The 14,702-nt window shown below is 31.2% G+C and carries 16 protein-coding genes; 9 read left to right on the plus strand and 7 right to left on the minus strand.

Annotation, left to right across the window (positions count from 1 at the left end):
* The first annotated feature begins 244 nt into the window (after positions 1-244).
* A complete protein-coding gene (locus ACXLDF_RS14820) occupies positions 245-802 on the plus strand; it encodes a Rab family GTPase (RefSeq protein WP_457559324.1) in 558 nt (185 codons plus the stop codon).
* A 107-nt stretch (positions 803-909) separates the two neighbouring features.
* On the opposite strand, the gene ACXLDF_RS14825 is transcribed toward ACXLDF_RS14820, so the two are convergent.
* Positions 910-1,716, minus strand: a complete 807-nt coding sequence (locus ACXLDF_RS14825) for an alpha/beta fold hydrolase (protein WP_457559325.1) — start codon at positions 1,714-1,716, stop codon at positions 910-912.
* A 36-nt stretch (positions 1,717-1,752) separates the two neighbouring features.
* Positions 1,753-2,433 carry a TetR/AcrR family transcriptional regulator gene (locus ACXLDF_RS14830; RefSeq protein WP_457559326.1) on the minus strand — a complete coding sequence of 227 codons (681 nt, stop codon included), beginning with the start codon at positions 2,431-2,433 and terminating at the stop codon, positions 1,753-1,755.
* 396 nt (positions 2,434-2,829) lie between these two features.
* On the opposite strand from ACXLDF_RS14830, the gene ACXLDF_RS14835 reads away from it, so the two are divergent.
* The 6 genes from ACXLDF_RS14835 to ACXLDF_RS14860 all read left to right on the plus strand — a co-directional run bounded on the left by ACXLDF_RS14835 (position 2,830) and on the right by ACXLDF_RS14860 (position 10,102).
* Positions 2,830-3,282 (plus strand): MaoC family dehydratase, encoded by a 453-nt coding sequence (locus tag ACXLDF_RS14835; RefSeq protein WP_457559327.1) that lies wholly within the window; start codon positions 2,830-2,832, stop codon positions 3,280-3,282.
* A 186-nt stretch (positions 3,283-3,468) separates the two neighbouring features.
* Positions 3,469-4,461 carry an NAD(P)H-dependent glycerol-3-phosphate dehydrogenase gene (locus tag ACXLDF_RS14840; protein WP_457559328.1) on the plus strand — a complete coding sequence of 331 codons (993 nt, stop codon included), beginning with the start codon at positions 3,469-3,471 and terminating at the stop codon, positions 4,459-4,461.
* Between the two features lie 75 nt (positions 4,462-4,536).
* Positions 4,537-5,166 (plus strand): hypothetical protein, encoded by a 630-nt coding sequence (locus ACXLDF_RS14845; protein ID WP_457559329.1) that lies wholly within the window; start codon positions 4,537-4,539, stop codon positions 5,164-5,166.
* Between the two features lie 150 nt (positions 5,167-5,316).
* The gene (locus tag ACXLDF_RS14850; RefSeq protein WP_457559330.1) at positions 5,317-6,456 is read left to right on the plus strand and encodes an NAD-dependent epimerase/dehydratase family protein; all 1,140 of its coding nucleotides are present in this window, start codon (positions 5,317-5,319) and stop codon (positions 6,454-6,456) included.
* A gap of 116 nt (positions 6,457-6,572) precedes the next feature.
* On the plus strand, positions 6,573-7,040 hold the full coding sequence (locus tag ACXLDF_RS14855; RefSeq protein ID WP_457559331.1) for an FAD synthase family protein: 468 nt from the start codon (positions 6,573-6,575) through the stop codon (positions 7,038-7,040).
* Positions 7,041-7,156: 116 nt separating this feature from the next.
* Positions 7,157-10,102, plus strand: a complete 2,946-nt coding sequence (locus tag ACXLDF_RS14860) for a cation-translocating P-type ATPase (RefSeq protein ID WP_457559332.1) — start codon at positions 7,157-7,159, stop codon at positions 10,100-10,102.
* Between the two features lie 87 nt (positions 10,103-10,189).
* Here ACXLDF_RS14860 and ACXLDF_RS14865 read toward each other — a convergent pair whose 3' ends face one another.
* The 3 genes from ACXLDF_RS14865 to ACXLDF_RS14875 all read right to left on the minus strand — a co-directional run bounded on the left by ACXLDF_RS14865 (position 10,190) and on the right by ACXLDF_RS14875 (position 11,385).
* A complete protein-coding gene (locus ACXLDF_RS14865) occupies positions 10,190-10,612 on the minus strand; it encodes a PIN domain-containing protein (RefSeq protein WP_457559333.1) in 423 nt (140 codons plus the stop codon).
* A complete protein-coding gene (locus ACXLDF_RS14870; RefSeq protein WP_457559334.1) occupies positions 10,609-10,851 on the minus strand; it encodes an AbrB/MazE/SpoVT family DNA-binding domain-containing protein in 243 nt (80 codons plus the stop codon). The genes ACXLDF_RS14865 and ACXLDF_RS14870 overlap by 4 nt, the downstream gene beginning before the upstream one ends.
* A 135-nt stretch (positions 10,852-10,986) precedes the next feature.
* Positions 10,987-11,385 carry a hypothetical protein gene (locus tag ACXLDF_RS14875; protein WP_457559335.1) on the minus strand — a complete coding sequence of 133 codons (399 nt, stop codon included), beginning with the start codon at positions 11,383-11,385 and terminating at the stop codon, positions 10,987-10,989.
* A gap of 85 nt (positions 11,386-11,470) precedes the next feature.
* Between ACXLDF_RS14875 and prs the strand changes: the two genes are divergently transcribed.
* Together prs and ACXLDF_RS14885 are read left to right on the plus strand one after the other, a co-directional pair.
* Positions 11,471-12,382 (plus strand): ribose-phosphate diphosphokinase, encoded by a 912-nt coding sequence (gene prs / locus ACXLDF_RS14880; protein WP_457559336.1) that lies wholly within the window; start codon positions 11,471-11,473, stop codon positions 12,380-12,382.
* 268 nt (positions 12,383-12,650) lie between these two features.
* On the plus strand, positions 12,651-13,538 hold the full coding sequence (locus tag ACXLDF_RS14885; protein WP_457559337.1) for a hypothetical protein: 888 nt from the start codon (positions 12,651-12,653) through the stop codon (positions 13,536-13,538).
* A gap of 28 nt (positions 13,539-13,566) precedes the next feature.
* Here ACXLDF_RS14885 and ACXLDF_RS14890 read toward each other — a convergent pair whose 3' ends face one another.
* Together ACXLDF_RS14890 and ACXLDF_RS14895 are read right to left on the minus strand one after the other, a co-directional pair.
* A complete protein-coding gene (locus ACXLDF_RS14890; RefSeq protein ID WP_457559338.1) occupies positions 13,567-14,013 on the minus strand; it encodes a hypothetical protein in 447 nt (148 codons plus the stop codon).
* Positions 14,014-14,017: 4 nt separating this feature from the next.
* Complete coding sequence (locus ACXLDF_RS14895) at positions 14,018-14,575, minus strand: AAA family ATPase (RefSeq protein WP_457559339.1); 558 nt, start codon at positions 14,573-14,575, stop codon at positions 14,018-14,020.
* Positions 14,576-14,702: the final 127 nt, after the last annotated feature.

The following is a 14,702-nucleotide window of genomic DNA, read 5'->3' on the forward strand; positions in this document are numbered from 1 at the left end:
AGAATAAGAATGCTCCATATCCACATAAGAAAGCAAAGATTCGAGGAGATTTAAATGATTCGATTATAACACATAAGTGCGATGATCAAAAAACTTAGGTCTTACAAATATTATTTATAAATAGAATCTGATTTATTATATCTACCTTGATTATTTCTAAAAAAGTCTAGCATTATAAGGAGAAAAAAAAATACTATAAACAAGCACAAATTGATCGACTTCGTTCTTGATCGAGGCATAAATTATGTCGACTCCACGAAAACAATATAAATTTAAAGTACCACTATTTGGTAGCCAAAATGTTGGAAAAACTAGCTTGATCTTTAGATTCATTAAACAAACTTTCTCAAGTGACCTTAAACAAACAATCGGAACCAATTTCCTTATCAAAGACGTAGAAATTGATGAAAATGATATTCGATTAATGCTCTGGGATATTGGAGGGCAAGCTCAATTTTCAACGATGAGAAACATATATTTTAAGGGTTCCCAAGCCGCTATTGGCGTATATGATATCACAACCCCTGAATCCTTATTACGTCTTCCAGGTTGGATAAGTACCCTTAAAAAAGCTGCAGGAGATATTCCATTAGTGCTGATAGGTAACAAAGTTGATTTAGCAGATGAGAATCGTCGTGTATCACGTGAAGATGCCTTAGATTTAGCAGATCGGTTGAACGCGATTCACTTAGAGACTTCTGCTAAGGATGGGACGAATGTTGAGGAGATGTTCATGCAAGTTGCGCGTAAATGTTATGAACAAGCGTTGGCAATTGAACGTGAATTGGCAAATTTAAAATAAGTGATTTTTTTTTCTAATCTAACTTAATCAACCAGAATTACTACTGGTTAATTCTATATTCTCCTTCAATATAAATAAAGGAAAAAAGGAAATAGAAAAAGTTGTTTTTAACAGGAGTATTTCTTCAAAAAATCGAGAACAATTTTATTGAACATATTTGGAACAATTAAATTGGAAGGATCTTTAGAATCGGTTAATATTATTAATTTGGCACTTTTAAACTTGGATACTATTTTTTTTGATGTTTTAACAAGAAATCCATTAAAGCCATCACCTGCTAAAACTAAAATCGGTATTTTCAAATGGATTAGTTCTTTCTGGAGTTTGAATTTATTTATTCCTTTTCTGGATATTAATAATTGATTATAATTCGGATTTTCGAATTTTTGCGTTAAATACATCAAGGCAAGTTTATCATTTGGATGATTATATGATTTTTCTAATTGGGCAACAAACCATTTATTTGGTAAATGTTTCAAGAGTTTAAAGCCCCATACAGCAAGTTTCGCATTCAAGTATTCTTTGATATTTGCGATTTCAGAAAATGAATCACAAATTACTGCTGAAAGGCATTTTTCAGGATATTCAGTTATAAATGCTTGTGTGATCAAACCGCCCATACTCACACCCACACAATGACATTTTGTTATCGAAAGATGTTCTAAAATAATTGAAATATCTCGAGCACAGTTATCGATTGAGAACTTTTCAACTGGATCGGATGCACCATGTCCTCGCATTTCTGGAATAATGCAAAAAAATCCGTGTTCATTAAAAAAAGGAATTTGAAGATTCCACATTTCTGCATCGGCACCATGTCCATGGATAAAAACTATGGGAGGGTCCATGGGATTTCCGTAAACAAAATACTTTATCTTTTTCTTATCAAAACTAGTAATTTCGATTTTAATCACCTGTATTTTCTAAAAACTAATTTAAACTTATTCGCACTAATTTAAGCTTTTCATATTTTTTACGATATTGTTTATTCCTTCAAACATAATATTCAATTTTGATATCAGATCTTCCATGTATTGTTCTTTTAAATTATTTAGAGCCGTCTTTTTATCTATATTTTTTTGGTTAAGTGTTCCATTATATTGATTAGGAAGAATAAACCACTTTTGATTAATACCTGCAAGAGTATAATAAAGAAGTTCTTGAATTGATGATAAAAGATAACTGGGGATAACTCTTCCATTTAAGGTAGACTCTGCTAAACAATTATTCAAAATATTGACTGCTTGTTTGGTATATTCATCTTGAATATATTTCAAATAAACTGGGTTTTGAATGATTAATTGGAAAAAGTGATATAAATTCGGATATTTAGCATAGAATAGAAATTCGAATTCTGCTAACAAAACAATTCGTTCGAGCAAATCTTGTTTGCTTGAAAAGTTATATTTAGCAATTTCTGATAAAAGTAGATTACTTGAATATTCGATTAAGTATTGAATAAATTTTTCTTTGTTTTGGAAATATTTAAATAAGCTTCCTTTAGAGATTTTGGCGTTTTTGACGATTCTATTTGTAGATGCTGATTCTATTCCATGTAATACAATTTCTTTGATACCTGCTAAACAGATTCGCTTTTGCTTTTCTAATGGGAGTCGTTTGAATAATTCCATGAAAATCAACTTTTAACTAAAATTTCAAATGACCAGTTGGTCACTATATATGGATAAGAAACCTAAAATAAAAGTATTTCGATAAAGATTGAAAGTGAGTGATATTACTATTCTTTCATATATTCTAAGAGAACTTTATTCACACTCTTTACAGAAGTTAATTGTTATTTAAAATTTCTTTTTAAACTAGTGCGAATAAGTTTATTTTTCTAATCTTTTATTCTTTTATTTATCTTGAAAAATCAGTAATTCTTGTCCATGTAAATCTTGATTTCTTCTATTTCTAAATTCTTAAGATTGTTATTCAACCTTTTAGCAAACAGAATGTAAATATATTGGAATTTAGAAGAAATTATTAAGAATTTTCCCAGCTTATGAAATAATAGGGATTTATTTATGACACAAGAAATTAATGTAAAATCATTTGATGAATTTAGCGTTGGAGATACAGCACAAATAACAGTAAAAACCTCCAATGAAACAGTAGAACAATTTGGGAAATTGACCACTGATTATAATCCGCTGCATTTTAATGACGAATTTGCTGCAAAAACGATTTTTAAGAAACGTTTAGTTCATGGAGCATTTTCTTCAGGACTTATCAGTGCAGTAATCGGTATGAAATTACCTGGACCTGGAGCACTTTATTTGGATCAATATTGCAAATTTCGAAAACCTGTTTATATTGGTGATGAATTAACCGCGATCGCTACAGTAATCGAGAAGAAGATTAAAGAGCGTGAAGGAAAAGCTCCTATGAAGTTATTAATTTTAGAGACTATAGTTAAAAATCAAAATGGTATAATTGTAACAGAAGGAAAAGCAACAATTTTAGTGCAGGATTTTTGATTTTTTCTTTGTTTTTTTAATTATCAATCAAATTTTGAAAGGATTCTTCTTTTAAAAACCGATAAAAGCTAAATGGAGAACTTTTTTTTCATAATAGCATTTCAAGAAATTCATTGCGATATAATTAAATTTCAAGATATTGCATTACGAAAAAGATTGATAAAAAATTAAGTATAAATTTCAGATATGAAAACAAAAATCTCAGTAATTGGAGCAGGTGGCTGGGGGACTACTCTAGGTAATCTTTTAGCCGCAAAGGGAATATCTGTCAAAATATGGAGTTATGAGTCAGAAACTGTTGATCACATTAATAATTTGCATGAAAATCCTCAGTATTTGCCAAATATTGCGCTTTCCCCTAATTTAAAAGCTTATTCAAAATTAGAATCTGTAGTTCCAAACTCTGATGTAATTATTTTTGCAGTTCCTTCCGCATTTGTGAGAAGTATGGCTCTGAAAATTGCTCCATTATTCCTTTCTACGAAGGAATATAAATTAGTTTCGGTTTCTAAAGGTTTAGAATATGATACATTTAAGCTCATGTCTGAGGTTTTACGGGAGATCCTTCCAAAAAATGTAAAGATTGCGGCTCTTTCTGGGCCCAATTTATCTAAAGAAGTAGCAATGGGTCAACCCACAGCGACTGTTATTGCTTCAATCCACGAAGAAATTCTTCCTGGTCTTGTTTCATTGTTTCAAACAAAAACATTTAAACCTTATGCTCTAACAGATGAACGAGGTATAGAAATTTGTGGTGCTATTAAGAATATTACTGCAATTGCGGTAGGAATTTGTGATGGTCTAAATCTTGGCGATAATTCTAAGGGAAGTATTATTACTTTAGGGCTTACAGAAATGAATCGAATTGGAAAACATTTTGGATGTGCAAGAAAAACCTTTTTTGGAATTGCAGGTGTGGGTGATTTGATTGCAACCTGTTCTTCAAAATTGTCCCGTAATCGTTTTTATGGGCAAAAATTAGCTGAAGGTAAGACATTTGCTCAAATACGAAAAGAGATGCACGGAATGGTTGCAGAAGGGGTTTGGGCAGCTAAATCAGTTCATCAGTTTGCCCAACAAAATGGAATTAATTTGCCCCTAACTACCCAAATTTTCAAAATACTACATGAAGATAAACCAATGAAGGATGCAATATCAGATCTGCTTTCTTTAATTTAGTACATTTAAGAGCAAAATAGAATGTGAGAAGAATTGAATAATGAATGATTATTTTGTTATATGTAGGAATTTAAAATGAAAGAGCAACTTGATCGTATTTTTACTCGTATAAGAGCATATTACGATGGAATGGATGAAATTCGGGAGAAAATATTGCCTTTACAGCGGCAAACCGTTAGAATGTGTAGCGAAATCATAAAGAATGTGCATCGTCATGAACATGAAAGTATTCCTGAAAAAATAGTTTACCTAAAAGAAAATTTATCAAAAATGAATGTTCTAATTTCACAGGCTCCTGGGACTTTTCCAAAAGATTATCTTCAGATCGTAAAGCAAGAAACTGGTGAAGCCATTATCTTCTATGAATTAATTGTTCATGATTTCCTTCCAGAACCTGAAGATTGTCATATTGAAGTAGAAGATTATGCATATGCTTGTGCTGATGTAGTGGGAGAATTAAGACGTTATATTTTAAGATGTTTAAGAGAAGAAAACTATGCTCAAGCATCTGTTTTATTAGAGGAAATGTCTGAGTTTTACAATTATTTATTTACTTTAGATTACCCAAATGGATTAATACCTGGATTACGTAAGAAAATTGATGCTGCGCGGGGAATATTGGCTCGGACTGAAGCAGATGTCACTCTTTCTTTGCAGATGCACAAATTGAAACAAAATCTTAATCAACTAGATAAGGTTGAATAAGTAAAAATGATAAATCGGATTCTATGATTCGTAAAATTGAGTAATCGGTAAAAATGAGTAATTGGTAAAAATGAGTAATCGGTAAAAATGAATAGAAAATTGATTTAAAGGATAATAAAAAGAACATATAAGAGATGTGGTTATATTTATATGGAAAGAATCTTGATAACGGGAGGTTTAGGCTTTATCGGTTCAAATCTGGCTCAATATTTTGCTGATAAAGGTAATTGTGTAATTTGCATTGATAATCTCTCCCGTCCTGGACCAAATTTTATTGAATCCCTTCAAAATCTTATCCGAAATGGGAGTGTTTTCAACATAAACAATGTTGATTCCTCTGAAATTCCTTTTAATCTCCGCTTTTTAAGTCAGAATTATCCTCAAGTTAAAATTTATTTAGAAAATCTATGTAATTCTATGGAAATCAAGCGAATCATTACTTCTGAAAGACCTACTATAATTATTCATGCTGCAGGTCAGACATCTGCAATTGATTCAATAGTAAATCCTCTTAATGATTTTCAAGATAACGTTGTTGGTTTGATAAATGTACTAGAAGCGGTGCGTCAATGTTCTCATCCTCCGATTTTTCTATTTCTTTCCACAAACAAAGTTTACGGGACAAAAATCAATCAAAGTTTAATTGAAGAAGATCAGAATCGCTATACTTTGATAGATCCTCCGAATGGTTTTTCTGAAGATTTTGGTATTGATCAGACAAAACATACACCTTATGGTGTGTCAAAACTTGCTGGAGATTTATACATACAAGAATATTGTCGAACATATAATATTCGCGCTGGAATTTTTCGAATGTCTTGTATTTATGGACCTCAGCAGTTTGGATTTGAAGGTCAAGGATGGATTTCTCATTTGGTTATTCAAGCATTATTGAATAAGCCAATTACTATTTTTGGAAACGGAAAGCAGGTACGGGATATCCTTTACATTTCTGATTTAATTTCATTAGTAGAACACTTCATCAACCATGTTAAATCCAATTATTCTCAATTTCGATCAAATTTTTCCATAAAACCTTTGATTTTCAATGTCGGAGGCGGATTATCTAATTCCGTTTCTTTACGGGAAGTTTTGGATATAATAAGTCGAGACTTAAACGAACCACTACACATTGATTATGACAGCACTCGTGACGGAGATCAAAAAGTGTATATCTCAGATATATCTAAAGTTTCAAGGGTTTTAGATTGGAAACCGCAAATTTCACCAAAAATAGGTATTCATAATGTTATTGAATGGACTAAAGCTCATTTAGCTTTATTTCAATAGGAAATTGAGATTGATGCTAATTCACGAATTTTAGGGAACGAAAAAATCAAATAGAACCTCCACTTCATTAAAATAATTTAAGAAATATCAATAAAAATGATTGATCTGGAAAAATTATGCGGGTGCTAGTTACTGGATGTTTTGATATATTACATCCTGGTCATTTGTTTCTTTTTCAAGAAGCTGCAAAATTGGGAGAAGTATATGTAATTCTTGCACGTGATTCCACAATTATGAAGTGGAAAAAGCAACCTCCTATTATTTGTGAACAGCAACGTTTAGAAATTATTCAATCTATAAGATATGTTGCATATGCAACATTGGGTAATGAAAATAACAATTATCTTGCTAAAGCACTAAGTTTAAATCCAGATATCATACTTTTAGGACCCAACCAAAAAATTAGTGTTTCTAAATTAAAAGAACTTTTATCTAAAAATAATGCTGGACACATAGAAGTTCGTCGATTAGAAAAGCTTTATACCAAATATATCCTTAATAGTTCAAGTGCAATAAAAAAAAGGATAATTGATTTATATTTACAATCTGATTCTGAATCTTCAATAAAGAAAAAAGATGCGTAATTTTTATTAATATTAATTTTAATTTTTAGGAAATGTAAGTCTTTTTACGAAAATCTGAACAACTAATTATATATTTAATTTTATATCTATACTGAAATTTTCTACGGTTGAAGTATATGGCTACTATAGAAGAAGAAATGTTAGCACGACCTATTACTCCATTTTATTCAATGGAATTATCTGAAATTATTAAGCTTTATAATGCAGATCCTAAAAATGGTCTTTCTCCATCCCAAGTTGAACAAAATCTCACAAAATATGGGCTAAATGAATTAAAAAAAGTGAAACGTTCCTTTTATAAGGTAGTCATTGCCCCAATTATCAATTTACTAATTATTATATATCTTGTTAGTGCTTTTTTAATGTGGATTTTAGGAGAAATTCAACGTACTGTTCCAACTTTTATTATTCTTGGAGCAAATGCAATTGTTGCAATTGTCCAGCAATTAAGAGCAGAAAAGCAGTTACAAGCATTGAAACAGCTAAGTGAAGCAACCACATATGTACTTCGTAATGGAGATTACATAGAATTACCTACAAATAAAATTACTGTTGGAGATATTGTCCGATTACGTCCTGGTGATAAGATTCCGGCAGATTGTCGTATTATTGACGCGCGCAATTTATCAATAGATGAAGCCAGCTTAACTGGTGAGTCTGAACCTGTTAAAAAATCCGTTGTTGCTCGTGGAATAGATGGAGTTGATATTTCTTTACAAGATCAAAAGAATATGCTATTTTTGGGAACTTTTGTTGCTTCTGGTGAATGTACTGCGATTGTTGTTAGGGTCGGTTCTGAAACTGAAATTGGAAAAATCAGTACCAAATTGGAAGAGACCACTACTGGTGATATTCCTTTACGCAAAAAAATGAACCATATTGCTATATACTTAGGAATTGGTGTAGTTTTCTTGCTTATTACTTCTATTATATATAAACTTTATATTTATTGGCTTCACGATGAATTTGTTTGGGAACCAACCATTAGGATGGGTATTATTGATTCTATTGATTTAGGAATGAAAATAATGCCAATAAATCTTCCATTGTTAACCACAATCGTTCTTCTCACAGGTGTTTTAACAATGGCGCAAAAGGGTGTTATTGTTAGAGAAATCTCACGTACTGAAAGTTTAGGGCGCGTTTCTGTCGTCTGTACTGATAAAACAGGAACATTAACAAAAAATGAAATGACTGTTATTCATATTTGGACTCCTGATACAGATTATAAAGTAAACGGTGAAGGATATTCTTATGAAGGAAAAATAATCAAACAAGATGATAATAAAGTTATAAACATAAATTCCCATGATACACATCTATCTTTATTAATCGAATCGGGTTATTTGAATAATAATTGTCAAATTCAACAACGTGTTGTAAAAACATTACGAAAAGATCAAAAAGAAAAGTTAACTTGGGATATAATGGGCTTGCCGACTGAAGCTGCTTTGAAAGTATTGGCAAAAAAATATCATCCTGATATTAATGCATTGTTTTCTAATTACCAGTTTTTATACGAGTTTAATTTTGATTCTTCTATCAAAAGGATGAGTAAAATCTTTAGAACTCCAGAAAACACGAATTTATTGTTTTGTAAAGGAGCAACTGAGTGGATTTTGCCATTATGTTCAAAATATCGTTTGGGAGAAGAAGAATATGATATGAATGAAGAGATGCAAAATAGAATTCTTAATAAAATGAAGGCGTTTGCCGCAGAAGGGTATCGTATTCTTTCTTTAACCTATCGTCGTTTAACAAAATCTATTTTGACCATGGATTTTGAATCAGATAATGCACGTGAATATTATGAACGAGATTTGACATATTTAGGTTTTGTGGTAATTCTAGACCCTCCCCGTGAAGATGTATATTCTGCCGTAGAAGAATGCAAACATGCTAATATTGACGTTATCATGATCACAGGAGACAGTATTTCTACAGGAAAAGCCATTGCTGAAAAAATAGGTCTTTTTGATCCCGATAATGATTTGGCTATGGAAGGTAATCAAATCGAAAAACTCTCCGATGAAAATTTTAAACGTACTACTGTTTATGGTCGTGTTTCACCTGAACATAAACAAATTATTGTTTCGCGCTTTCAAGCAATGGATAAAATCGTATCAATGAGCGGGGATGGTGTAAATGATGCTTTAGCACTATCCATGGCTGATTGTGGATTGGCTATGGGAATTCAAGGTACTGAAGTTGCAAAAGAAGCAGCAGATATGATAATTACCGATGATTCATTCAGCACTATTGTTACAGGAATTCGGGAAGGACGTGGATTGTTTATGAAGATTCGTTCTATAATTTACTTTTTTGTATTAGTATCAGTTATGGAAGCCATAATACTTTTTACTAGCACGTTAAATCCAGCCAATCCTGATTTTCAGATGTGGTATTATTGGCAACTTAATTTGATTTATCTAACAGCTCATTTTTTTCCATCATTTGGTTTTACTTTTGGGAAAAATGCACGTACAGTTATGGAAGAACCGCCACGAGATTCTGCTGAAATCATAACACCAAATATTCTTAAAATACTCGCTGTTCAACTTGTTCTTATGGGTGGAGCGATTGCTATTGCTTACTATTTTTGCATGTTTGATATAATTCACGTCAATGATGTAAATTTAGCAAATATAGGATATCCAGGTTCAATTGATTCTCCATATCCAAATTTATCTCAAAAGGAAATTGAAATGTTAGTAAGCCCTCAAATTATTAAAGCTCGTACTATGGGATTTTTAGTATTATTTATCACAGAATCAGTAATAATGCCATTACAAATTCGACGTATTAATTATTCTCTTTTAGAGTCCTTAAAAGATTTGGGTTGGCTAGAATTTCTTTTCTATTTACCTTCATTAATAATTTTCGTTATAGGAATTTACAGTTTACCCCTTCAGCAATTTATGGGTGAAACGCTGGGTATCACATTTTACTTTACAGCATTAAGTTTTTCAGATTGGGTGATATGTATTTTGCTTTGTTTACCCAGCACAATTGCTTTTGAATTAGTTCGAGTTTATGCAAGAAAGAAGAACATCTTCTTTTAAAAAGAAGTATCGAATAACAATATCAAAATTAATATGAAATGTGTAAATAAGTTTTTTACCATTTTTTTTTACAAATTTAGTATATTACTAAAATGAGTATTTTACTACTTTTAATTTATTGAGTATATTACTAGGAATTTTCTTCAAATTTATCTCGGTGGTGTGGAACTCGATTCTTTTATTTAACGCGATGGCAATTCCCATACAATCTATATAAGAAAGAGTTTTACGATGTTGACATTTAATTTGACCTGCTTGAATGATTAAATTATAGTCAAATTCTACCAAATTGACAGGATATTTATTTAGAAAATTTAGAAGAGTTATTTTTGCACTTTCTTTACCATCATTCTTGCAGATATGAAGAAAAGATTCGATTAATACAGGTTTTGGAAGATATGCATTAATCCTTTTATTTTGAATCTCTTTCATGAGCTGCTTCACTTGAGAAGTCGGATTATTCGAAAAAAATATTCCCAAAACACCAGTATCTAGGCAAATTTCTTTCATTTATCCCCTTCTAACTCCAATTCAATTTTAATTGATTCTTCATAACTCTGCTTAAATTTTTCTCGGGAAGATAATTTTTGCTGAATTTCGGAAAAATCATCATAAATCGGCACGATTTCAAGTTTTCCATCGAGATCTAAAATAACTAGTTTAGAATTTTCTTTAATATGGTATTTTTTACGAATATTTGCCGGGATCGTAATCATTCCTTTATGATTAACAGAAACTGTTTTGATCATATTAATTATTGAAAGGTAATTTTTTCTAAAAAAAGTATTCCTTTCAAAAGAAATTGATAACTTTTTTCAATAAAGTTCGAATTTTTTTTATTATATTCGACTTTTCAATAAAAAAAAACAAAAAAGCTCTTCTGTTTATTTAATTTTGATTTTAACCATCGTGCCATTCCGCATCTCTTTTAAAAATTCAATACCTTCAGTCAATTCTCCCAAATAATAGATGGGTAGAGATATTTTCGGTTGATCATAAATAAGATAAATAGCATCTTGACGAGGACAATATACAATATCACCAATTTTCACATCTTTATATTCATGTTTTTCCGCGCCGCGCTTTAATTCGACTAAAAGCATCCAATATGCTTTAGGTAATCCGATATTTCCTCGACTACGACATGTAAATGATCCTTTTTCCAATGTTTTATCCATTAATGCTTGGATTGTTAAGGGAGCATGGAATCGAATAAGTTTTCCTTTTAAAACATATGGTGTTCCTATAAATGTTAATGTAATTTCTAATTCTGATTGTGACATAAATTTTCAAAAGGTTTTTCTCAATTTTAAAGTTATTTACATTATACAAGAATTTAATTTCTTAAAGAAATATTTGATGAGAATTATGAAACAATATGTTGTAGCAGGACCTGCTTCTCAATTTTTAGCGGTTAAATTGGCTGAATTGCTGAATGCAATCGTGATCTCAACTGAATATAAGAAATTTCCTGATGGAGAATGCTATTTGCGTCTCGATATTGATGATGAATCCAATTTTTTTAAGCAAGATATTATTATAGTCCAAACTACAGGAGCATCTGCTGTAGCTGATCAGAATCAGCGATTTATGGAACTTATTATGATGATAAGTGCTGTAAAACGCTTAAATCCTGCTCATATTCGTGTAGTAGTTCCTTATTTAGCTTATTCACGTCAAGATAAAGTTTTTCGATCTGGTGAAGCAATTTTTGTTGAAGAGTTGTTAAAATGGGTTGAACAAGCTGGAGCCACGGAATTTTATACAGTAGATGTGCATGCACCTAAAGTCTTTGAAGTATTAAGCATTCCTGCCTTTAATTTGGATCCCATGGAGATTTTAGCTCAAACATGTAAAAATCGAGGATTATCTGATCCGGTTGTTATTTGTCCCGATAAGGGTGCATTTGAAAGATCGAGAGCATTTGCACGTCATTTAGGTGAAAAAATCCCTGTAGTTCAATTTGAAAAAAAGCGAGATGTAAAAACAGGGCAAATTACTATGGAAGGTGAGATTGACGTTCAAGGTAGAGAAGTAATAATTGCTGATGACATAATTGCTACTGGAGGAACCATGGCTCGTGCAATCCAAATTGCAAAAAAAGGGGGTGCTACAACTATTTATGCTGTAGGAACTCACCCATTACTTATTGGGAATGCAGTTGTAAAATTGATCTCTGCAGGAACAACTGAAATTATTGGTACCGATGCCTTAGATTCAATTGCAATGCAAGCATCTTTAGCTGAAACTATTGCAAAAGCTATTAAAAATCATAGTTAGAGAAGAATTTTTCTTTATCTGTAAATAATTGTTTAAATTCTTTTTTTAGAAACTTTTTTAATGTTTTCTTTGATATCATTATTTTGAACTAGCTAACACTACTTTTTTATCATTTAAGGAAACAAACAAATAGAGAAATAATCGTTGGCTTTTCCTTTTGTAGAAATGGATGGATTCTAAAAAATCTGCTCCCTTTATTTATTTATAGGTAATATTAATAAAATTCATCTTATATTATTATTTTGAATAAAAAAGTGTGAACTTCCTCATGACACAACATAGTGAAAGACCGGATTTTTTTTCTACAAGACATGCTCGTATGGATGCTGAATATGAAAAGGAATTGAGAGAAGAAGCAGAAAGAGAACCACCAAGAATTGGTCGAAGAGAAAGTGAACCCCATTCTGCAGAAGTTTCATATCTGTTCGATGTGTTATGTTCTAATTTTCCTGAACATCGATCGATTTGGGATTTGCATCATTATTTTTCAATTGAAGGTGAAAGGGTAGATATTCAATTTGACATTTCTTTCTTTTTGAATTTTAAAATACCTGAAGATCTTCCATCATATAATGCTTCTGATTTTGAAAATCGTATTCCTGATTTAGCGATTAATATTCTTTCAAAAAGTACTTGGAGAAAAGATCTTTCAGAAATATTGGAAACGTGTCGAAGACTAAAGATTTCAATTTATGTCATTTTTCTTCCTTATCCAATTGCTCGAAAGGTGCTTAATCATCCCTTTTTACGTGTATATATATTAAATGAAAAAGGGTCGTATGGTTCTATTGATTTAAATGATTATATGATAATTGAAGATAAAATAATTGATGAGCATGCGAGAATAGATTTACCTGCCAAAATTCCATTTGATCTTGCTTTAAAAAAGCTTGATCGAACTTATTTAGGCGCAAAACCCCGATCCCGCTTAGTTTTACTAAAAAAAGGAAAAAATGAAATATTATTATCGAAGTTTGAAAAAGAAAGAAAAAGAGCTGAAGATGCAGATCGTAAAGCTAAAGAAGCAGATCTTAGAGCTAAAGATGCTGATCGTAGAGCTAAAGAAGCAGATCGCAAAGCTGAAGAAGAAAAACGCAGAGCAGATGAATTTGAAAAAGAATTGTTGGCGTTAAGATCAAAAAAAGGTACTTTTTGATAATTTTACTTAATTTCTTTTTATCTCATTATTCAACAGGTATTATTTTTGCTTCAATTACTTTTCCTTTTTCAGTTGGTGGAAAAAGATAATCAATCAATATCGGTAAATTTGTCGATTCTAAGGTTACCCAAACAGGACCCAAAGGAGATTCAGAAGGTGTTTTACAAAGTACTATTTTTCCTTTAGTCAATACTTGTTTATTGATCATGAAAGTAATGGAATGAGTTTCATGTTCTAATTTTGCAAGTAAAAATTGTCGAAAAGCTTCTACAGTCCGGTTTTTTCTTATTTGTGAAAATATAAAGTTAGTATTCTCTCTTCCATGAAATACCATCTGAATTTCTTTTACATGTGATTCTGAAGAATCTTTTATCTCTATCTTTTCTGATGTTCCAAATTGTGCTAAAATTTGCTCGATAATGTTTGGATCTTCTGACGGATATATTTTAGTGAATAATGTTAATGTTATCAAATTTCTATTTCCCTTCTTTTGAATTTTTTCTTAATTTCTGAAAAAGTGCAATGCAATTACGCTCCAAATCAAGTAAACTTCCATTATTATCTATAATATAATATGCATTATCAATTACATCTCTAAGTCCAAATGATAATTCACGTTCATCTCGTTGGCGTATAATTTGCATTTCTTGAGAATCATCGGCTCTATTTCTGGATCTCAAGCGTTCATATCTTATTTTTTCAGAAACACTTAATGCAATCAATATTAAAGTATAACGTTCTCTAAAAAAATCAACTTCATACATTGAGCGAATTCCATCAATAATTATGATCGAACTCTGGATTTGTGCGATCTTTTCCGCACATCGAAGCGCAATTGCTGTTTTTCCTTCATTTTTTCTAAGTTCTCTTGCAATTTTACCTAAATTTCCGGGATTTATCTCCAATCCTCTTCGAAGTGTTTCCTCCCGAATTATATCTCCCATAACAATTACTGGTGCAAATTGTTTACCAAAAGAAATTGCTTGAGATTTCCCACTTCCAGGTAATCCGACGATTCCCCACAAGGTTTTCATGATCATGCTTATAAAGATTCCATGCTAAATGAATGTTAGGGATGAAGAAAATAGATTCTATTCAAGATAAATGCTCTTTCTCACAAATTTATCACATACTTCAAGATTTCTCAAAAAAAAATATGCA

This window comes from Candidatus Harpocratesius sp. (assembly GCF_054039255.1).